This is a genomic window from Marinicella sediminis, from assembly GCF_002000055.1.
GTDB classification, from domain to species: Bacteria; Pseudomonadota; Gammaproteobacteria; order Xanthomonadales; family Marinicellaceae; genus Marinicella; species Marinicella sediminis.
In genome coordinates this window covers 86,343-106,172 of the sequence record NZ_MVBD01000010.1, presented here as the reverse complement: position 1 = coordinate 106,172, position 19,830 = coordinate 86,343, and the positions used below count along the sequence as shown (strand labels likewise).

Below are 19,830 nucleotides of genomic sequence, written 5' to 3'. Positions count from 1 at the left end.
CGGTAACATGAAGTCATCAGGGTTGATATAGTCAGATGCTCCGCGCAACTCACTTTGTCTCCCTAAAAAACACATTAACAACGGAGAATCACATGAGCAACAATGAATCACAATCTGGCCAATGTCCAGTTATGCACGGAGCTGCCACAGGTGCCAGTCATGCCAACAAAAGTTGGTGGCCGAATACCCTTGATTTGGACATTTTAAGTCAGCATGACTGTAAAACCAATCCTATGGGAGCTGGTTTTGATTACCGGGAGGCATTGAAAAAACTGGATGTTGATGCGTTGAAAGCAGATTTACACGCACTCATGACAGACAGTCAGCAATGGTGGCCGGCAGACTGGGGTCATTACGGAGGCCTGATGATTCGCCTGTCCTGGCATGCTGCAGGCACTTATCGGGTGGCAGATGGCCGGGGTGGTGCAGGAACTGGCAACATGCGTTTTGCACCGTTGAATTCGTGGCCCGACAACACCAATCTGGATAAAGCAAGGCGATTATTGTGGCCAATAAAAAAGAAGTATGGCAACAGCCTGAGCTGGGCAGATTTATTGGCTTATGCCGGCACCATTGCCTATGAGTCGATGGGCCTGAAAACCCAGGGATTTGCTTTTGGCCGTGAGGATATTTGGCATCCTGAAAAAGACATCTATTGGGGTGCTGAAAAAGAATGGTTGGCCACCAGTGATGATCCCAACAGCCGTTATTCTGGTGAACGTAAGCTGGAGAACCCCCTGGCAGCAGTGATGATGGGCCTGATTTATGTCAACCCTGAAGGTGTAGATGGTCAACCGGATCCCCTGAAAACAGCTCGTGATGTGAGAGAAACTTTTGCCCGAATGGCCATGAATGATGAAGAAACCGTGGCCCTGACTGCCGGTGGTCACACCGTAGGAAAGTGTCATGGCAATGGTGATGCCGGCGCATTGGGGCCGGAACCTGAAGGTGCTGACATCACAGAACAGGGTCTGGGCTGGAACAATCACAACAGCCGGTCGGTGGGAAGTGATGCGGTCACAAGTGGGTTGGAAGGTGCCTGGACCAGCCAACCCACACGATGGGACAACGGTTACTTTGAAATGTTGTTGGGTCATGAATGGGTGTCAAAAAAGAGTCCGGCAGGGGCCTGGCAATGGCAACCGGTTCATATCGATGAAAGTCATATGCCGGTTGATGCAGAAGATCCGGCAAAACGTACCATACCCATCATGACTGATGCCGACATGGCGATGAAGGTTGATCCTGAATACCGCAAAATATCTGAAAAGTTTTATAACAACCCTGACTACTTCTCAGAGGTTTTTGCCCGCGCATGGTTCAAACTGACTCACCGTGACATGGGCCCCAAAGCCAGATACTTTGGTCCAGATGTACCTGCAGAGGACATGCTTTGGCAAGATCCGGTTCCTGTCGGCGCCACCGCTTATGATGTCGAATCATTGAAATCTGCCATTGCCAACTCAGCTTTGAGTGTCAATGAACTGATAGCCACTGCTTGGGACAGTGCCCGTACTTACCGAAGCTCTGATCATCGTGGTGGTGCCAATGGCGCACGCATCAGATTAGCCCCACAAAAAGACTGGGCAGGTAATGAGCCAGAGCGATTGCAAAAGGTATTAAACGTATTGGCACCATTGGCTGATTCTGCAGGTGCCAGCTTGGCCGATACCATTGTATTGGCAGGTAATGTCGGTGTTGAACAAGCTGCCAAGGCCGCTGGATTTTCAGCCTCTGTGCCTTTTTCACCCGGTCGGGGCGATGCCAGTGATGAACACACTGATGTGCAATCATTTGAACCACTGGAACCACTGCATGATGGATTCCGTAATTGGGTGAAAGCTGATTATGTGGTCAATGATGAGGAACTGCTATTGGACCGGACTCAATTGCTGGGTTTGACAGCCCCGGAGATGACCGTTCTGCTTGGTGGGATGAGGGTGCTGGGTGTCAATCATGGGGGCAGTGAACATGGGGTGTTTACAGACCGCAAGGGTCAGTTAACCACCGATTTTTTTGTCAACCTGACTGACATTTCTTTTGAGTGGAAGCCCACGGGTAAAAGAACGTACAAGTTGGTTGACAGGCAAACCGGTGATCAACGATGGACGGCCACCCGCGCTGACCTTGTCTTTGGTTCCAATTCCATCCTCAGGGCCTATGCTGAATTTTATGCACAGGACGATAACCAACAACGGTTTGTTGATGATTTTGTTTCTGCCTGGAGCAAAGTCATGAATGCCGATCGTTTTGATTTGATTTAACACGCTTGCCAAGCCATACCGTCATTTCGTCGGTATGGCTTCATTTTCAATAGGGGCGCAGATGATCAGCTCGACCCGCCGACTTGGTTAGGCAGATCATGCAGATATGGCGGTTTGACGAAGTCAAGAAGCCAAAATGGAATGATCGATAAGCCGTGAGCGATAGCGAATCAGGGTGTCCAGCGCTTGATCACACGACATGATCGCCGAGGCCGCTTTCACTTCTTTTTGGCAAAAAATGAATGACGACTGTATGGATACTGGAGTGAGCACCGAGACAGGATCGGAGATCGGTGCCCCAGGATCACAGCTTCACGTCCTGAGCCAAATCAGGCTCCGGTTTTTTAATTTCCTTTGTTAATAGTGACTTTTGGCGCATGGCGAGGGGTTGAATATCAGGCATAATGTTGATATATCAATTAAATCACGTTAAACTGTTCTGCATGGACAAAATCGACCCACAACAAACCATTTTCTACAGCATAGAAAAGGCGATCAAAACCTACCGGCAATATGCTCAGAAGAATCTGTCAGCCCGGTTGCCCGGTATCACTGTCGATCAATTGCTGATCTTATCGTTGCTGGAAGTAAACCCCGAAATGGCACAAAAAGACCTGGCCAGTTGGTTGTTCAAGGATCATGCCTCAATCACCAGAATGATCGAGTTATTGGTGAAAAATGAATACCTCAGCCGTGCTGTTAATCCACAAGATCGCAGAAAGTTTAAACTCAACATATCAGATAAAGGGCATGACACCCTGCAAGAACTTAAACCCATCATCCTGAACAACCGTCAGGATGCCTTAGCGGGTATCAGTGAAAAAGAAATCAAAGAACTCTTCATTACCCTCAATAAAATCATCAACAACTGTCAATAAAATCATGAAAATAATTCCGACTTGTGTTTACATATTCTGTCTTCTGACGATCTTTAATGGCTCTTTTGTTCAGGCTCAGCCGGCGGACCCGCCACTCGAGAAAACTGAGCGTCTGGCTGTGGTCAATGCCATTGGTCAGCAACTGAAGGACCATTATATATTCCCTGATGTGGCAGACAAAATGGCCAGAAAAATCAGTCGAAACGCAAAAAAAGGTCAATATGAGGCCATCGATGATGTGCGTGTGTTTGCTCAACAGTTGACCGATGATTTAGTTGAGGTCAGTCAGGACAAGCACATTCGGGTCATTTTTGACCCTGAGGGAATTGCCCGGCAAAGACAAGCCATAACGCCTGAGCAGGAAAGGGAGTTGTATGAAGACATGGTCGCCCGTAACCGCCTGGTGAACTTTGGTTTTCAACAGGTGAAAATCATGGAGGGCAATGTGGGCTACCTCGACCTGAGGTCATTTCAGGGTACCGAATACGCTGGTGAAACCGCAGTAGCTGCCATGAAATTTCTGAGTAATACGGATGCACTGATCATTGACTTACGTAAAAATGGCGGCGGCAGTCCACAAATGATTCAGCTCATCAGTAGTTATTTGTTTGGGCCTGAGCCGGTTCACTTGAATACCTTTTACCGGCGAGCTACTGAACAATATGATCAAACCTGGACCTTGCCCCATGTGGACGGTCAGCGTAACCCGGACACCCCGGTTTATGTATTGACCAGTGACCGCACTTTTTCTGCCGCAGAAGAATTCAGTTACAACCTAAAGAATCTGGAGAGGGCCACACTGGTAGGCGAGACCACCGGTGGCGGTGCTCATCCAGGCGGGCGCATCACAGCAACTGACCGCTATCAGGTGTGGGTGCCAACCGGTCGTGCCATCAACCCGGTGACCAACACCAACTGGGAAGGAACCGGAGTCACGCCACATATTGAAGTGCCGCAGGCCGATGCCCTTGATAAAGCGTATCTGCTGGCATTGGAGAACCTCGTGGCTAACAATGACGATGAGCGGGCACAGGCAAGCTATCAGTGGTTATCTGCCGGTTTACGTGCCCGGGCCAATCCAGTGCAACTGGACGCAGAAGGGCAACAGGTCTATGTAGGCACCTATGGGCCCCGCAGTATCAGCCTGGAAAACAACCAGCTGATTTACCAGCGGGACGGTGGCACCAAACAGCCAATGATACCAATGGGTGACCACTGGTTTATGTTTGCCGACATTCCCTATTTCAGGATACAGTTTGAAATGAACAATGCCACAACTGTGGCTCTTATTGGCCATTATGACAATGGCAGACAGGATAAAAACCCACGGGACTGACCGCTCAGATCCCTTCTTTGACCCAACGAAGTCCAGGAGAGGCCGGCTTGCGCAAGTGAGCTGGCTTTTTCTGTATCATGAAGACGGTATTGGTTGTCAAAACATCCATGCTGACTTTCAAAGCCCTATACGCGCTGCTTGAAAATCATTCATTTTGTTGGCTTAACTTGCTGCGTAAATAATCAATGAATACCCGGGACTTTTGAGGCATCAATCTGGATTCTGTGATGGCATATACCGGAGCATCCATGCCTTGCCAAGGATGCATTATTCTCACCAATCTACCTTGCTCTACATCAGCGCGGGCAACTTCTTTTGGTAGCAGCCCAATTCCCAAACCTATGGCGATGAGCTGTCGCATCATTCCCAGATTGTTCAATTTGAAACGGCTTGTGGGTGTTATTTGTCGGGATTGACCGTTGCTGTACAAGGTCCAGGTGTTGTAAATAATGGTCAGACATTCCCGTGACTCTAATTCTTCTGGTGTTTTGGGCTCACCCTGTTTTTGTAGATAGTCAGGAGATGCATACAGGTACAAAGGAAGTTTGCCAATCAGCTGTGTGATCATATTTGAGTCATTCAGTTCACCAACTTTAATGGCTAAATCATAATGATCTTTGACAAGGTCAATGCTTTTAGAGGAGAGTTCAAGGTCGTATGTGATTTCAGGGTAACTTCTGCAAAATTCAGGCATCAATGGGGCAATATACGTTGTGGCAAGATCGACTGGTAATAAGGCCCTCAGCAAGCCTTTGGGTTTCGATTGAAAGCCATTCAGCTGCTCATGGGCAATTTTTACTTCATCTATCAGGGGTTTACACTTTTCATAATACATCTCTCCTGCCTCAGTGAATTCGATTTTCCTGGTTGTCCTGTTGAATAACCGCAATCCAATGGATTTTTCGAGGCTTTTAATCCTCCGGGATAATGTTGAATGCGGGATGCCGGTTGTCTTAGCCGCTTTGGTAAAGCTCAAAGCCCTGCCAACTTCAATGAATAAAGACATGTCATTGAGGGGTATGTTTGATTGTTTCATTTTTGGTATACAGTTGTCCGTGGATGTTTGTTTAAACAAGTGTTGAAATCATATAACATTCTCATGTGTGTAAGGAAAAACTAATGTAAATTCTCCCCACCCTTTTTACATTCTCATTGTTGTCTATTGGTAAATTGTCACCGCTGAATAATAAAGCGTTACTCAAACGGTACCAGGTGGGTTGAATGTATGTGTGTGCAATATCAGTATTGGCTGATTATTGTGGTGTGAAACAAAGTTACCTGAGTGTTAAATGTCTGATCTGAAGAATTACCTTTGGAACAACCGAACAGCTACATCTGAAAAGATAAAGTATCAGAATAAAATTTTATCTTTGACAGAGTGGCCGGATTTTGGGTTTGTAGGTTGCCCTAAAGATTACATTATTTTAAGTGCATATCTGGTTAAGCAACCCATTGCATATGATCAATTGAAACTCATTTCCAATTGCAGTGAACCGGTCATCAATCATTTTATCTATGTATGCAATATGTTGAAAATCATCACAATCAGTGACCCGGTCAATAGCCAGACAGGCTCTGGGATATTGAATATATTGTCTTCAAACATCAGTAACCGGCTGAAAGCCATGTTCTTTTGAGTATGCGTTGTGATACATAAAAAAATAGCGTTTATTGGTTCAGTGGGTTCAGGAAAAACCACTCTGATCAAAAACTTAAGTAACACCGAGACAATCAATACAGATGTCAAATCATCAATCGATATTGGTAAGGACTTGACGACGGTTGGTATGGATTATGGTGAAATCAGAATTGATGAGGATTTGAAGCTCGGGTTGTATGGGGTGCCAGGGCAAAGGAAATTCTCATTCATGTGGGATTTCGTCAAACAAGGATTGTGGGCTGTGGTCATACTCATCAAAAACAATTCCACTGAATCCATCAAAGAACTTGAGTACCTTCTCGATTACTTTGCCATCAAGCAAGACACCCCTTGCTTAATCGGTATCACCCATTCGGATTTAATCAAGGGTGAAACATCAAAAAAGCACATCAAAAACATCCTCAATAAAAGGAATCTGGTTTTACCCATTTATTCAATCAATGCCAATCTCAAAGAGAATGCAGAATTGATATTCAGAACATTAATACTATTAGAGGAAACCAATAATGGAACATGAGGAATTGAAGTTCCTGATTGGCAAAACGGTTAGGCAAGCGGAATATGTCAACAAAATCAATCTGTCATCTGCAGATGGATTTACATACCATTCCTTTTCAACAGATGGTCAGTCCGAAGATGACAAGTTGTCTGCTGTGAGCAGCTCGCTGACCTCTTTAAGCAATGCAGCTACCAGTCAATTGATGAATACCGAACTGATCAGTACGGTTATTGAATCTGCCGATGGCAACATGGTACTGCTCAAAACACGGTACAGAGGTAAAGACGCTGTGTTGTGTTTCATTTCAGGCCCACAGCTCATCGTGGGTAAAGCACGGTATTATGCCAAAAAACTGGCAGAAGCCATCTCCACCATTCCTGCTGATCAATCAGCAGTTTAAAAACAAAACAATGAGGAAAAAGTATGTCAGATATTAAAAGCAGTTTAGTCGAAGTCATGAGTATAGACGGCGCCTTGTGTACTTCACTGGTAGATGCCAGTTCAGGCATGGTCCTGGGAGAAGAGGGTGCCGGCGTAGATATGGAGTTGGCCGCAGCAGGTAACTCAGAAGTTGTAAAGTCCAAACTCAAAACCATGAAGTCTCTGGGCATCGGTGAATCCATTGAAGATATTTTAATCACCCTGGATAGCCAATATCATATTATTCGTCCAATGGCATCTCAAAAGGGATTGTTTCTGTATTTGGTGCTGGATAAAGAAAAGTCAAATTTGGCCTTAGCCCGCAGAAAAGTGCAAAACATAGAAGAAAATCTGACGGTCTGACAGGCGCACATCGTTATTGAGCAAAGCCAGCTGAAGTTATTCAGTTGGCTTTTTTGTGCGTGAGTGTTAAGCGCAGAGATAGGGTTGGTTGATGATGCCTTTGATCGTGTCAGGGTGCATTGGCCAGGGCTGTGCAGCAAGTGAGGCTGGTCGATTCAGCTTGAGTCACAGATCAGTAGAAAGCACATATTGGTCTCTGCCATTTTTTTTGGCTTCATACAATGCCACATCTGCCTGTTCGATCAAATGGTCCAATGGCCGTTGATAATCTGCGGTGACAAAAATACCCATGCTGAAGGTGACATGAATGGTTCCACGGTCACTCTGGGTGACCATATCCCTACAGCCCTCAAGTAATTCTCTGGCCATGGCGTGCATTTGTTGTTCGTGGCAATCCGGTACCACCAGGATGAATTCTTCTCCACCAAAACGGGCAAACAACTGATCGCAGTTGATTGTTTTTGCGACCAAAGCAGAAAAAGTCTTCAGCACCTGATCTCCGGCCTGATGCCCATATTGGTCATTGATCTGTTTAAAGTGATCCAGGTCGAGCAGGGCGATGGCCAGCTTACCTTGTTGGTTTTTCATTCGTGTGATGATGCCAGGAAGTTTGGCAAACAAATAGGTCCGGTTGTGAGCTTGTGTCAGGTTGTCGGTAATGGAGGACTGATACAATTGATCATTCTGTTCTTTCAGTGCCAGATTCACCCCTTCCAGTCGCAATGTCCAATAATTGATAAAGTAAAAGGCGAAATAACCAATCAGGGCCAGGATGATCACATAAATCATGGTTGGAAACTCAATGACTTGCAACGCGGTGAGCAGCTCAGACTTTATTTGGACATCATTGATCAGATTGATGTGATCTTTGATGTTCATGACACCTACCTGAAATGCAAGCCAGGTAAATCCTATCAGTACGAAAGTGATCAGCACAATCGCGGATCTGACGGTTTTTCTGCTGTTATGGTTGGCCACAGCCGCTGGAAAACTTTGGTTTTTGTAGCGCGAGGCGGGTTCGCTGAATACGTATAAAATGGGGGCACAAAACAGCATTGCCTGAATGAAACCGCCAAGCCACCAGCCCTGCCATACCCTGAAAAAATCATGCATATTGACCTGATTGGTATAGGTCCAAATGAAAGAACCGATTGATCCGGACAAGGAAGACAAAAAGGCCGCAACCGTGAAGACCAAAACTGCGTTAAGCCCATGCAAATCATGTTTAACGGGGGCCATTTTGTAGATCAGTACCAACATGGCCAATCCAATGGGGTTAGCAAATGAGAACAGCAGGATCCAGCCCAATGGCATGTCACCGATGATGGCAACCAGAAAAGTTGAAAAATAGGCAGGGATGGCGGCCCAGAAATAACCGAACATCAAACACACCGGAAGACAGAGCAACATTGGCAAGTAAACGGTGATGTGAACATCCAGTCCAAAGATCTGTAAAGTGAGACCGGTTAATTCAAAAACCCGGGTCAGCATTCCACTGGGAACCACCAGCAAACAACCAAGTAACCAGTACAGCATAAACCGCCTGTTAGGGCCACCCTGAATCAGGTAGTCCCAAGGTTTGAATGCAATGGGTTGATAATGACTCACTGTAGATGCTGTCCTAAGAGTGATCTTTGATTATAGGCCAGATTTTAATCATCGAATGGATTATTATCAGTGGCATTAACTCATGATCGTCTGTGGTGAATTGTTTCCATGAGCGTTGAATGAATTACTGACCTAAATTACGGACTGACTGACAAACAGTTTTTGCCAGAATTTTTGCTGCAATACAATGCTTGATCTGCTCGGTGAATCCATTGATCAATACCATCCCCGGTCGTGCCGTGGCACAGCCCAAGGCTGATGGTAATGCTCATGGCCGGGTTACCAATCTGTTGATTGGCTACTGTTTTGCGTAATTCTTCGGCGATTGATTTGGCAGCGGATCTGTCACAAGGACCGAGCAATACCAGGAATTCCTCCCCACCCCAACGGGCTGCCAACGCGTGCTCCCCTAACTGCTGTTTTAAGGTGTTTGATAAACTGGTAAGCACTTCATCACCCGTTGAGTGTCCACGATGATCATTGATTTTTTTAAAATCGTCAACATCGATCATCAGCAGGTGATGATGTGTGAAATCAAGTGCTAAATCATCCAGTATGCGTGTCATAGCCCGACGATTTAGCAGCCCTGTCAGCGGATCGGTGCGTGCCAGTTTCTCATTGAGGTCTTTGGCTTCCTTCATGGCATTTAAGGCGTTATGGGTTTCCAATTGTTGGGTATTGAGGTCTTTGAGCAGACGTTGTTTGATTTTCAGTAAAAAGAGTGCCAGCGCAAGCATCGGTAGCAAAATGATGATGCCAGTCCATGTCAGTCGTTGGTTTTGCTCGAGTAAATTGTTTTGTTGTCGCTCAAATCTCAACTGAGCTTGGGTTTTGGCCACATCATTCAGGGCACGGACTTCTTCCAATTTGAGTTTTAACACCTGATCTTTGATTGATTCAACCTGGTCGAGGTTGGCTGCTGAAATGTCCAGAGCTTGCTGAAATTGTTGTGTTTCAGAGTAGAGTGAAACCAACAGTTTTCCCAGGTTAATCTGTGATTGATGTAACTGTTGTTCACCGGCCATTTGATAGGCCCGATTGGCAACTTCTATGGCCTGTAAATAACGGCCTTGACGCTGAAAGAGTTCTGCGCCGGCCTCAAGACACCAAACCTCAAAGCTGCTCAAGCGGGTTTCAGCAGCATGACTGAGACAGGTTTGGTAGGTGCTGATTGCTTGGTCATAGAGCTGTTGATTGACAAACAATTCAATTTTATTCACCAGTGCCGATACCAATGTTGTTGGGCGATCCAGTTCGACGGCGAGCACCAGTGCGTGTTCAAGGTGTCTGCTGGCTTCAGTAAATTGCTTGGTTTCAATGTAAACTGCTCCCAGATTATTGTTCAGTTTTGCAACATCGATTTTGGCATTTACTGAGGTGAAATAAGCCAGCGCTTGTTTGAAATATTTCAGGGCCAGTTGATGGTTTCCAGAGCGCAAATGAATGGCGGCTATCAGGTTAGTCAATTGCGCCTGCTCCCAACCCAGTTGATGTTGCTCTGCAATGAGCTGGGCTTTCAAAGCGTGGTTCATGGCCTGATCAAAGCCGCCCATCCGATAGAAGTTCTGCCCCATTAGCCGCAAAATCATTTCTTTAAGCTCAGGTTCGTTGAGCTCCTCACTGGCAGACTCTGCATTGATCAATAACGATTGGGAATCAGCAAATCGATTTTGATGATACAGTGTCTTGGCTTCCAAAACACTCAGCCAAATCGAGGTCAACTCATCCGGTTCCATCCGCCGGCGTTGTTCTATCTGCAGCAGTGCTTCCGATTGTTCCTGGTAAATGAGTTCATCAATGTCGAGCAACTCGGTAGGTGGTTTGGAGTAGGCAGGTGTTGCAAAGAGGACTGATAAAAAGCACAGTCTGGTGATCAGGAATTGCGTAAAGGATAAATGTGCCCTCATGTTTTTTGGCTGGTACCCTGAGTCATGGCATGAGCGGCAAAACCGGCACCGGCTTCGGTGTGCATGTTGAACACCGTGTCGACCCCGGCCTGGAGTAACTCGTTCATTTCATCTTCAAATTTGGCAGTGGCGGCGATTTGGCCTGTATAGCCGGATTCTTTGAGCATCTCAACCACAGCCATGGTGGCATTGAAAGTAGGTAGCGTCAGCAACACCAGTTCAAGGTCTTTTGATTGGTTAACCCGGTCCCAAAAGTCGGCATCACTGGGGTCACCCAGAATCACATGGCGTTGTTCACTCACCTGGTTGGCCACAGTTTGGGCATTGATATCGATGCCCACTATGGCGTTTTGATGCATGCTGAGCAATTGGTCATAGGCTCCGGTTCCAACGGCCCCCATACCAATCACCGCTACTTTGGCCTTGCCCAGATCAACCAATTGATCATAAGGCAAGCGTTTATCGCTTTGGTTTTTCTTCAGTATCCTGCGGTAACGGGTGTACAGGTTATTGGCTTGGGCACTGAGCATGGCGGAGATCACGAATGAAAAAGAAATGGCCAGGGCCAGAACCAGTAACCATTGTTCTTCAATCCAGGCATTGGTAACGCCAATGGCGATCACGATGAGGCCAAATTCACTGTAGTTGCTTAAATTGATGGTGGACAGCAGGGACGTGCGGGCTCGCAGGTTAAACTTCAGAAACAGGGAGTAAAACAACCCGCCCTTGAGCAGGATCAATGGGGTCAGCAGACAAGCCATCCATATGGTTTCACTGCCGGGTACTCCGCTGAGGCCTACCGAGAGGAAAAAACCCAGCAGAAAAAGGTCTTTGAAACCCAGCATGGTTTTAACCAGCTCTTCGGCTTTGCGGTGTGAGGCAATCATCACCCCCAGAATCAGCGCGCCAAGGTCACCTTTGATGCCCACCAATTCGAAGATTTCAGCGCCACCGATGGCCAGCAACAAACCATATAATATCAACAGTTCGCCACGACCTACCCAGTCAAAAATCTTGAACAGCACCGGTCGACAGGGTATCAACAGCAGTAAGGTCAGGGCCCAGACAGAGGGTACTTTGCCGGTTGAGGCCGCCAGAAAAATCACCGCCAGGATGTCCTGAATGATCAGGATGCCAATGGCCAGACGGCCATGTAAGGAGTCAATCTCACCTTTTTCTTCCAGTGCTTTGACCACAAAAACGGTACTGGAAAAGCTCAGGGCGAAGCCCAGTAACGCGGCCTGTTGTACACTGAATCCAGCCACCAGTGTCAACCCGGTCAAAGCCAGTAACAGCACCAATGCGCCGATCAGCAATACCACCAAAGAAGTGTGTATCAGGGTCACTGCCCAGACTTGAGGGCGGAGGATGTTTTTCAAGTGGATTTTCAGACCGATGGTGAACAGCAGCAACGTGATGCCCAGATCGGCCATTTTTTTCAGCAAACTTTCATCTATGTTGCTTTGTGAACTCAGCACAAAACCGGCGATCAAAAAGCCCACCAATGGTGGCAGACCAAAACGTTTGGCGATCAGGCCGAAAGCAAAGGCCACGCCGATCCATAGTAAATCATTGAGGGCCAGTGCGACCCAGGCAAAATCCATCGTTTTCGTTGTTCCTGTTGGTTTGAATAATACTGGTTAGTCTGAGGACATCATAACATCTAATGGCAACAAGTCAGCCTGCCAATCAGCTGAGTTTGCTGATCAATCGAAGCTGTTGGCAAAAATCACATCTGAGAAATATGGGATGGCCAGGTAATTCAGGGTTTCGGCCATCAATTCATCACGCATGGCGGACTGGGTAATGGTCTCGAAAGGAAAGCCCAAATGAATCAGCTGATAGGTGCCGGTATCTACAAAAGTGCAGGCCGCGCCGCCGGTGCTGTACTGTAAACAGCTGGCTGCGCCATTGAGTGGGTTGAGCACATCGGCAAACTCCACCCGGTAAGCCGGTCCGGTACCGTCATCAAAGTCCAGGCTGTTCAAACTGGCAAAAGGCGACCCGCTCACTCCTGTTGCATTGAATGTGTTGGCATCATCGGCCACATAAGCAGTCATCAGTGTGTTGTGGTAAAAGTCCTGATCTGCACCTGAGCCCAGAAAATCCAGATCCCAACCAATTTCAGCACCACTGATGAACAATTTGCCGCCGGCATTGAGGTAGCTCTGCAATGCGGCTTGTTCTGCGTTGTTCAGGGTGTCTCCCAGACTGGATTCTTCTCCCAGAATCCAAAACACCGCCAGGTGGCTGACAGGATTCAGTGTAAACAGGGCATCCTCGATCAGCTCATTGCTGATGCTGTCAAAACCCACACCTGACTCGTTCAGCGCTGTGCCATGCTGGATGATGTAATCGAAGGTGTTCATTTGGGAGAGGTACATGCGATCAACAAAACCTCCAATGTCTGGCATATTTTGTAAAATCAGCTGACCTGAATTAAGCCGGTCAAAGCCATTGATGACCAGCACCCGGGGTTCACCCTGATAACTGATGCGGGTGGCCAGGGTTTCACTGTCCAGCGAGCGTCCGCCGGCATTGCGGGCTTTGACTTTAACGAAAACCATTTCACCCGGGGTACGGTCTGCGAGGGTCAGTGACAAGCCATCAACCACCGTGCCATTGTCAAAATTTTTCCCATCGGCTGACAGATAGACCAGGTAGTCATCGGCCGCATCACCGAGCAGGTCCTGGTTGTCGGTGAGCGGTGCCTGCCATTGGACCTGCAAAGTACCGCTGGCTGGTGAGGTGACCTGCAAATGGCTGGGTGGTTCTGGCAAGAGGGTTATGTTGATGCCATCCCGTTCAGCGAAATACCTGACCACGCCCTGATAAATGGCCCGGGCGGCCAGTTTTCGAAAGCCGGGGTGGCGCAGGGCGTCGGCGTCATCGGCATTGTCATGAAAGGCCATTTCCAATAACACGGCAGGCATTTCATCGTTGTGGGTGGGGTTAACTTCGCCAAAATAGGCCGATCGCTTGCCACGATCACTCCAGTTGGCATCCCAGCCGGCACGGATGTCATTGATCAATTCTTCATGAATGGCGGTTTGCAGATTCGCTGATCCAGGATGGGCCTGGGTGATGTCATACGTGCCATCTGGTGGATTGGCCGAGTAAATATAGGAACTGGTGCCACGGGCATTGCCGGTGGCGGCATTCGAATGCCAGGACACATAGACAGAGTCTTCCACGCTGTAGTGTTCCCAGTCAGCAAACCTCGAACGTGCGGTCACATCGCCGCCCTGATATACGCTTTGACTGGCTCCTTGAAATTGCGTCCAGGTGCGTGCGCCTTCCTCCCAGCGTGGATGGCCACTGAGGGTGCCGTTGTTGTGGCCAATCACATCACCCATACCACCACCCAGCCGCACGGCATCGGCAGAAACGCTGGTGCCTGGCTCTGCTGATTGATTGCTCAGGGTAATGGCATGGTCACCGCCGGCAGCAAAATAAAACCGGCCCAGGTAATTCCACACATAGCGGTGTTTGGTTTGATCAACCAGCACAGTGGTATCAATCCCTCCATGGCGGATGGTGTAGCGGGCATCACTGGCCCGGTTGCCCACACCGGAATAGGACACATACACATCATATTCATCAGCCTCGCTGATCACGGGCCGCCAAACTGCAGTGGCGGTTTCTGTTGGGCTGGTGGTGATGATGCGGTCGGTGCCTCCATTGTCCCGGAACGGATCATTGGTGTCGCTGTAAGGGGCCTGAAAATTTTTAAAACCATTGGCACCACTGTCGCCAAATAACCCGGCATCGCCGGTTTCAAGATACGTGCCATTGGTGGGGTTGCTCAAACCATCTTCATTGTCAACAATCACCATCTGCGTATTGAGATCCCGTTCTCTGAGGGTGAATAATTCAGCGCCGGCGAGGCTGAAATAATCCAGCAGGTATTGATTGATGCCCTCGGCATTGACAAAATCTTCTACGATGTCATGGGTTATGCCGCGCTGAGTGGACCATTCGCGGAAGTCATCATAATCAATCCAGCCATGGGCCTGAGAGATGAACAGTGTTTTATCACTCAGGTCAGTTACCGGGCCAGCTGCTTTGCGTCTGGTTTTGACTCGATCATCAGGTTTATCTGGAACTGGTGTGATGTGCAGCAGACTCGGCAGAGAAACGCTGCGCCCATCAATGGTGGTGTTCAGGTGAATCTGACGGATCCCCGGGGCCAGCTGATCCAGATTCAGATCCAATAAGCGGCTGACCTGCTCTAACCAGGACTCGTTGAGCATGTGTTGTTTGAAATGATGGTTTATCTGAACGGTGATGATCAGGGCCTGGTCAAGGATTTTGGTGTCAGTTACCTGATTGTCAGCAGGCAACAATGATTGATTGTGACGGTTCTGCGAACGTTTCAACAGCGTGTTGACCTGCTCGGTGAGCCCGGAGTCAGCCTGTAATTCAGTGTGCTGCCATTGACTGTGTTGCCAGATAATGGCAGCCTGGGTGGTTTGGCCTGACAGCAGTGCGGCAGTCACCAGTAGCAACAGTTGTGTTTTGACAGCTGGCATAAATGATCAGTCAGGACATCATTTGATCATCAACGAATGGGTTCACACCTGAAGGTGCGTTGGGCTTTGCCGGTTTTTTTATCATCATCGGTCGATTTGATGACTATTTCGGTGCTGTAAACCGGTTCATAGCCGATCGGGCACTGAGGTTGCAACCCGGCTTTTCCGCCTTGCGTGGGGTCCAGTGGATCTATCGGATCAGTGGCGCAAGAAGTCAGGATTGTGATGGTGAACAGGGAGATGAGCATTTTTTTGTTTGGCATGGCTGAATCATTGTTTGTGGTGGTTCATTGATTCTAACAAATCTTGTTGTGTATGATGGTACAAAATGCGTGATTTTTGCCGTAAATTCCGACTGCATCACATGAATTTTACCCTGTCTGGTGGTACAATGTCGCTGCCCAAAAAGCAAGCCATTCATCGACACGACTGGCTTCGCAGGGGGACATCCTGCTTGGGCTCAAAACAACATTCTTAAGATTGAATTTCATGCACCGCGATGACGCTCAGCAATTGAGCGCGTATTGGATGCTGATTTGCACACAGGCACAGGGTGAAAACCCGCCTACAAACGAAAGGTAACTCTATGACACGTAAAGTCTCTATGTTTATTGATGGTCAATCAGTGATCAGCCAAAGCGCTGACTGGTTGGATGTGACCGATCCGGCCACACAGGAAGTGATTTGCCAGGTACCCATGGCCACCGAAGATGAAATGGAACAGGCCATTGCTTCAGCGAAAAAAGCGTTTGAAACATGGAAAGACGTACCAGTCACCAAACGGGCACGGATGATGCTGAACTTTCAACATCTGCTGAAAGCGCATCATGATGAACTGGCTGAAATCCTGGCCGAAGAGACCGGTAAAAACTTTGAGGATGCCAAAGGTGATGTATGGCGTGGTATTGAAGTGGCAGAACATGCTGCTAACATCCCTTCAATGATGATGGGTGAAACGGTTGAAAATGTGGCTTCAAAAGTCGATACCTACAGCCTGATTCAGCCCCTGGGCGTCTGCGCGGGGATCACGCCGTTTAACTTTCCGGCAATGATTCCATTGTGGATGTTCCCAATGGCTGTTGTCTGTGGCAACACCTTTGTATTGAAACCGTCCGAGCAGGACCCCAACACCCCAATGAGACTGGCGGAGTTGTTCTATGAAGCAGGCTTCCCCAAAGATGTATTACAAGTGGTGCACGGAGGCAAAGACCAGGTCGACCAGATTTTGAACCACGATGACATTGAAGCCATTTCATTCGTTGGCTCAGTGCCAGTGGGTGAACATATTTATAAAACCGGCACCGACAACCTCAAGCGGGTACAGGCTTTTGCAGGAGCCAAAAACCACATGGTGGTGATGCCGGATGCCAACAAAAATCAGGTAATCAATAACATTGCTGGCTCATCCTGTGGAGCTGCCGGGCAGCGCTGCATGGCCATTTCTGTCGCGGTGTTGGTGGGTGAAGCCAAAGACTGGATCGATGAGATCAAAGGTAAAATGGCGGAAATGAAACCCGGTCATTGGAAAAAGCCAGAATCTTTTTACGGTCCATTGATCTCACCTCAGGCCAAAGCCAGGGTGGAAGCCTTGATCGCCAAAGGTGTGGAAGAAGGTGCTGAGCTGTTGTTGGATGGCCGAGGCCTGGAAGTGGAAGGGTACCCCAATGGGAATTGGTTGGGCCCCAGTTTGTTCAACAATGTCACCACCGACATGACCATTTACCAGGAAGAGATATTTGGTCCGGTGTTGTGTGTGATGACTGCTGAGACCCTGGAAGAAGCGATTGAGCTGATCAATGACAATCCTTATGGAAACGGTACATCACTGTTCACTTCCTCAGGTGCAGCAGCGCGCAAATTTCAACATGACATCAAAGTCGGGCAGGTTGGTATCAACATCCCCATTCCTGTGCCCCTGCCGTTCTTTTCATTCACTGGCTGGAGAAAATCCTTTTATGGTGATCAGCATGCTTATGGTAAGCAAGCGGTGCGTTTTTACACAGAAACAAAAACCGTCACGGCCCGTTGGTTTGAGTCGGATATTCCGGATGATGCCGCGCCCAATGCAACCATTAACTTATAACAGGTGCCACCATGAACTTTGAATTGAATGAAGACCAACAGGCATTTGTTGATGCGGCCAAAGAGTTTGCCAGTGCCGAAATGGCACCCCATGCGGCTCAATGGGATGAGGACAGTTTTTTTCCGGTTGAGGTAATCAAAAATACTGGAGAGCTGGGTTTTCTGGGCATTTACTCACCCGAGGCCTATGGTGGTCTGGGGTTGAGCCGTCTGGATGCCTCGTTGATATTTGAAGAAATGTCTAAACACTGTACATCCACCACAGCCTATTTGACCATCCACAACATGTGTGCCTGGATGCTGACTTCTTTTGGCAGTGAGGCGTTGGCAACAGAGTGGGGCACCAGGTTGACCTCAGGCGAGTTGCTGGCCTCATATTGTCTGACAGAACCAGGTCATGGCTCGGATGCCGGTAACTTGAAAACCACAGCGGTAAAGTCTGCAGATGGTTATCTGCTTAATGGCAGTAAAACCTTCATCTCTGGTGCCGGTTCAACCGATGTTCTGATCGTCATGGCCCGTACAGGTGAAGACGGTCCGCGTGGGGTATCCTGTTTTATGGTACCGGCTGACAGTGATGGTATTGCATACGGTAAAAAAGAAGACAAGATGGGGTGGAACTCACAACCCACACGGCTGATTACTTTTGAAGATGTGACAATTCCGGCTGAATACCTGATTGGTCAGGAAGGCGAAGGCTTTAAATTTGCCATGAAAGGTCTGGATGGTGGGCGGATCAACATTGCCTCTTGCTCTTTGGGAACGGCTCAGGCTGCCCTCAATGAAGCACAAAGCTACATGCTGGAACGTAAACAATTTGGTAAAACTCTGGCGTCTTTTCAGGCCCTGCAGTTCAAACTGGCTGATATGCTGACGGAACTGATTGCGGCCCGGCAAATGGTGCGGTTGGCAGCCCACAAGCTTGACCATAAAGATCCTCAGGCCACTGCTTATTGCGCCATGGCCAAACGATTTGCCACCGATGTGTGTTTCCAGATTTGTGATGAAGCCCTGCAATTACATGGTGGATATGGTTACATCAAGGAATACCCGTTGGAGCGGCATGTTCGCGATACCCGGGTACACCGCATATTGGAAGGCACCAATGAAATCATGCGCTTGATCATTGCCCGCAAGATTCTGCAGGAAGGCGCCACAGAGGTCATCATCTGATGTCGGAACTGTCAACCACAGAACAGCCTCACGGGCTGAGTGAACACATCAAAACCAAATTGGTCGAAGCTGATTTTGGTTTGTTGGGCAAAATTGTTTTGGACAACCCCAAAGCACTCAACGCTTTATCCACCAATATGATTGATGCCATGCAGGCTACGCTTGATGAGTGGGCTGCCAATGAGCAAGTCAAAGCGGTATGGATAGAAGGTGCTGGAGACAAAGCGTTTTGTGCGGGTGGTGACGTGGTGATGCTGTATCATTCAATGAAAGAAACCGCAGCCGGACAAATCCCACAAAAAGCCCATGAATTTTTCACCCGGGAATATCGCCTGGACGAAACCATTCACACCTATTCCAAGCCAGTGATGGTCTATGCCGATGGTATTGTCATGGGTGGCGGTCTGGGCGTGGCTGTGGGTGGTTCGCACCGCATTGTCACAGAACGATCGATGATCGCCATGCCTGAGGTAACCATTGGTTTGTACCCTGATGTTGGGGCATCCTGGTTTTTTAATCGCATGCCTGGCCGTTGTGCTGAATTTTTAGGCATGACCGGTGCACGGATGAATGCAGCTGATGCGTTATTCACCAAACTGGCAGATCACGCCGTTTCAACAGCTGATCTGGGTGCTTTACAACTGGCCATTCTGGAATCAGACGGCACCCATGCCGGCATCACCGCCGCCATCCAGTCGGTTGAAATGGAACAACGGGTGCATGAATCCCAGCTGTGGGTCAATTATGAACTGATCAATGAATTGATGGCGCCGGTTTCACTGCGTGATGTGGTGCAACAATTCAAAGACCTGGAAACCGATGACAAATGGCTGTCATTTGCGGCCAAAGCATTGTTGAATGGTTGTCCGGTGACCCTGCACCTGGTCAGGGAACAGATCAGACGGGCCAGGCACATGAGTTTATCTGACGTCTTTGCCATGGAACTGGTGGTTTCCACTCAGTGTGCCATGCATCCCGATCTGGCAGAGGGTATTCGGGCGCTGCTGATTGATAAAGACGGACAACCCAGCTGGAGCGTGAACAGCGTGGATGACATCGGCGCTGAACAACTTGAAACCTATTTCACACCCCCGCAATTGAATTAAAT

Annotated in this window: 15 protein-coding genes; 9 read left to right on the top strand and 6 right to left on the bottom strand. The window is 48.2% G+C overall.

Annotated features, from left to right (window positions below; all coding sequences use genetic code 11):
* Positions 1-92: 92 nt before the first annotated feature.
* The 3 genes from katG (at position 93) to B0475_RS13720 (ending at position 4,478) form a co-directional block, all read left to right on the top strand.
* Positions 93-2,264 carry a catalase/peroxidase HPI gene (gene katG / locus B0475_RS13730; RefSeq protein ID WP_077412450.1) on the top strand — a complete coding sequence of 724 codons (2,172 nt, stop codon included), beginning with the start codon at positions 93-95 and terminating at the stop codon, positions 2,262-2,264.
* A gap of 443 nt (positions 2,265-2,707) precedes the next feature.
* Positions 2,708-3,142, top strand: a complete 435-nt coding sequence (locus B0475_RS13725) for a MarR family winged helix-turn-helix transcriptional regulator (RefSeq protein ID WP_157892968.1) — start codon at positions 2,708-2,710, stop codon at positions 3,140-3,142.
* A 4-nt stretch (positions 3,143-3,146) separates the two neighbouring features.
* The gene (locus tag B0475_RS13720; protein WP_077412448.1) at positions 3,147-4,478 is read left to right on the top strand and encodes a S41 family peptidase; all 1,332 of its coding nucleotides are present in this window, start codon (positions 3,147-3,149) and stop codon (positions 4,476-4,478) included.
* Between the two features lie 145 nt (positions 4,479-4,623).
* On the opposite strand, the gene B0475_RS13715 is transcribed toward B0475_RS13720, so the two are convergent.
* Positions 4,624-5,514 carry a LysR family transcriptional regulator gene (locus B0475_RS13715; RefSeq protein ID WP_077412447.1) on the bottom strand — a complete coding sequence of 297 codons (891 nt, stop codon included), beginning with the start codon at positions 5,512-5,514 and terminating at the stop codon, positions 4,624-4,626.
* Between the two features lie 610 nt (positions 5,515-6,124).
* On the opposite strand from B0475_RS13715, the gene B0475_RS13705 reads away from it, so the two are divergent.
* From B0475_RS13705 to B0475_RS13695, 3 genes are read left to right on the top strand one after another with little or no spacing between them, the layout of a single operon-like run.
* The gene (locus B0475_RS13705; RefSeq protein WP_077412445.1) at positions 6,125-6,655 is read left to right on the top strand and encodes a GTP-binding protein; all 531 of its coding nucleotides are present in this window, start codon (positions 6,125-6,127) and stop codon (positions 6,653-6,655) included.
* Complete coding sequence (locus B0475_RS13700) at positions 6,645-7,037, top strand: roadblock/LC7 domain-containing protein (RefSeq protein ID WP_077412444.1); 393 nt, start codon at positions 6,645-6,647, stop codon at positions 7,035-7,037. The genes B0475_RS13705 and B0475_RS13700 overlap by 11 nt, the downstream gene beginning before the upstream one ends.
* Positions 7,038-7,060: 23 nt before the next feature.
* The gene (locus B0475_RS13695) at positions 7,061-7,420 is read left to right on the top strand and encodes a hypothetical protein (RefSeq protein WP_077412443.1); all 360 of its coding nucleotides are present in this window, start codon (positions 7,061-7,063) and stop codon (positions 7,418-7,420) included.
* A gap of 165 nt (positions 7,421-7,585) precedes the next feature.
* Here the strand turns inward: B0475_RS13695 and B0475_RS13690 are convergent, their stop codons facing one another.
* From B0475_RS13690 to B0475_RS13670, 5 genes are all read right to left on the bottom strand, one after another.
* A complete protein-coding gene (locus B0475_RS13690; protein WP_077412442.1) occupies positions 7,586-9,028 on the bottom strand; it encodes a GGDEF domain-containing protein in 1,443 nt (480 codons plus the stop codon).
* 137 nt (positions 9,029-9,165) lie between these two features.
* Complete coding sequence (locus B0475_RS13685) at positions 9,166-10,935, bottom strand: tetratricopeptide repeat-containing diguanylate cyclase (RefSeq protein WP_077412441.1); 1,770 nt, start codon at positions 10,933-10,935, stop codon at positions 9,166-9,168.
* A complete protein-coding gene (locus B0475_RS13680) occupies positions 10,932-12,539 on the bottom strand; it encodes a cation:proton antiporter domain-containing protein (protein WP_077412440.1) in 1,608 nt (535 codons plus the stop codon). The genes B0475_RS13685 and B0475_RS13680 overlap by 4 nt, the downstream gene beginning before the upstream one ends.
* Before the next feature lie 102 nt (positions 12,540-12,641).
* Positions 12,642-15,467, bottom strand: a complete 2,826-nt coding sequence (locus B0475_RS13675; RefSeq protein ID WP_077412439.1) for a golvesin C-terminal-like domain-containing protein — start codon at positions 15,465-15,467, stop codon at positions 12,642-12,644.
* Between the two features lie 29 nt (positions 15,468-15,496).
* On the bottom strand, positions 15,497-15,730 hold the full coding sequence (locus B0475_RS13670) for a hypothetical protein (protein WP_077412438.1): 234 nt from the start codon (positions 15,728-15,730) through the stop codon (positions 15,497-15,499).
* Between the two features lie 323 nt (positions 15,731-16,053).
* Here B0475_RS13670 and B0475_RS13665 point away from each other — a divergent pair, with 323 nt between their 5' ends.
* From B0475_RS13665 to B0475_RS13655, 3 genes are read left to right on the top strand one after another with little or no spacing between them, the layout of a single operon-like run.
* Positions 16,054-17,550: a CoA-acylating methylmalonate-semialdehyde dehydrogenase gene (locus tag B0475_RS13665; protein WP_077412437.1), complete on the top strand. Its 1,497-nt coding sequence runs from the start codon at positions 16,054-16,056 to the stop codon at positions 17,548-17,550.
* Positions 17,551-17,561: 11 nt separating this feature from the next.
* Positions 17,562-18,722 (top strand): acyl-CoA dehydrogenase family protein, encoded by a 1,161-nt coding sequence (locus B0475_RS13660; protein WP_077412436.1) that lies wholly within the window; start codon positions 17,562-17,564, stop codon positions 18,720-18,722.
* A complete protein-coding gene (locus B0475_RS13655; RefSeq protein ID WP_077412435.1) occupies positions 18,722-19,828 on the top strand; it encodes an enoyl-CoA hydratase/isomerase family protein in 1,107 nt (368 codons plus the stop codon). Before B0475_RS13660 ends, B0475_RS13655 begins: the two co-directional genes overlap by 1 nt.
* Positions 19,829-19,830 lie beyond the last annotated feature (2 nt).

What these genes read in the sequence shown, in the direction of transcription:
- katG (WP_077412450.1), top strand. Translation starts at nt 93, where the DNA reads ATGAGCAACAATGAATCACAATCTGGCCAATGTCCAGTTATGCACGGA.
- B0475_RS13725 (WP_157892968.1), top strand. Translation starts at nt 2,708, where the DNA reads ATGGACAAAATCGACCCACAACAAACCATTTTCTACAGCATAGAAAAG.
- B0475_RS13720 (WP_077412448.1), top strand. Translation starts at nt 3,147, where the DNA reads ATGAAAATAATTCCGACTTGTGTTTACATATTCTGTCTTCTGACGATC.
- B0475_RS13715 (WP_077412447.1), bottom strand. Translation starts at nt 5,514, where the DNA reads ATGAAACAATCAAACATACCCCTCAATGACATGTCTTTATTCATTGAA.
- B0475_RS13700 (WP_077412444.1), top strand. Translation starts at nt 6,645, where the DNA reads ATGGAACATGAGGAATTGAAGTTCCTGATTGGCAAAACGGTTAGGCAA.
- B0475_RS13695 (WP_077412443.1), top strand. Translation starts at nt 7,061, where the DNA reads ATGTCAGATATTAAAAGCAGTTTAGTCGAAGTCATGAGTATAGACGGC.
- B0475_RS13685 (WP_077412441.1), bottom strand. Translation starts at nt 10,935, where the DNA reads ATGAGGGCACATTTATCCTTTACGCAATTCCTGATCACCAGACTGTGC.
- B0475_RS13680 (WP_077412440.1), bottom strand. Translation starts at nt 12,539, where the DNA reads ATGGATTTTGCCTGGGTCGCACTGGCCCTCAATGATTTACTATGGATC.
- B0475_RS13675 (WP_077412439.1), bottom strand. Translation starts at nt 15,467, where the DNA reads ATGCCAGCTGTCAAAACACAACTGTTGCTACTGGTGACTGCCGCACTG.
- B0475_RS13670 (WP_077412438.1), bottom strand. Translation starts at nt 15,730, where the DNA reads ATGCCAAACAAAAAAATGCTCATCTCCCTGTTCACCATCACAATCCTG.
- B0475_RS13665 (WP_077412437.1), top strand. Translation starts at nt 16,054, where the DNA reads ATGACACGTAAAGTCTCTATGTTTATTGATGGTCAATCAGTGATCAGC.
- B0475_RS13660 (WP_077412436.1), top strand. Translation starts at nt 17,562, where the DNA reads ATGAACTTTGAATTGAATGAAGACCAACAGGCATTTGTTGATGCGGCC.
- B0475_RS13655 (WP_077412435.1), top strand. Translation starts at nt 18,722, where the DNA reads ATGTCGGAACTGTCAACCACAGAACAGCCTCACGGGCTGAGTGAACAC.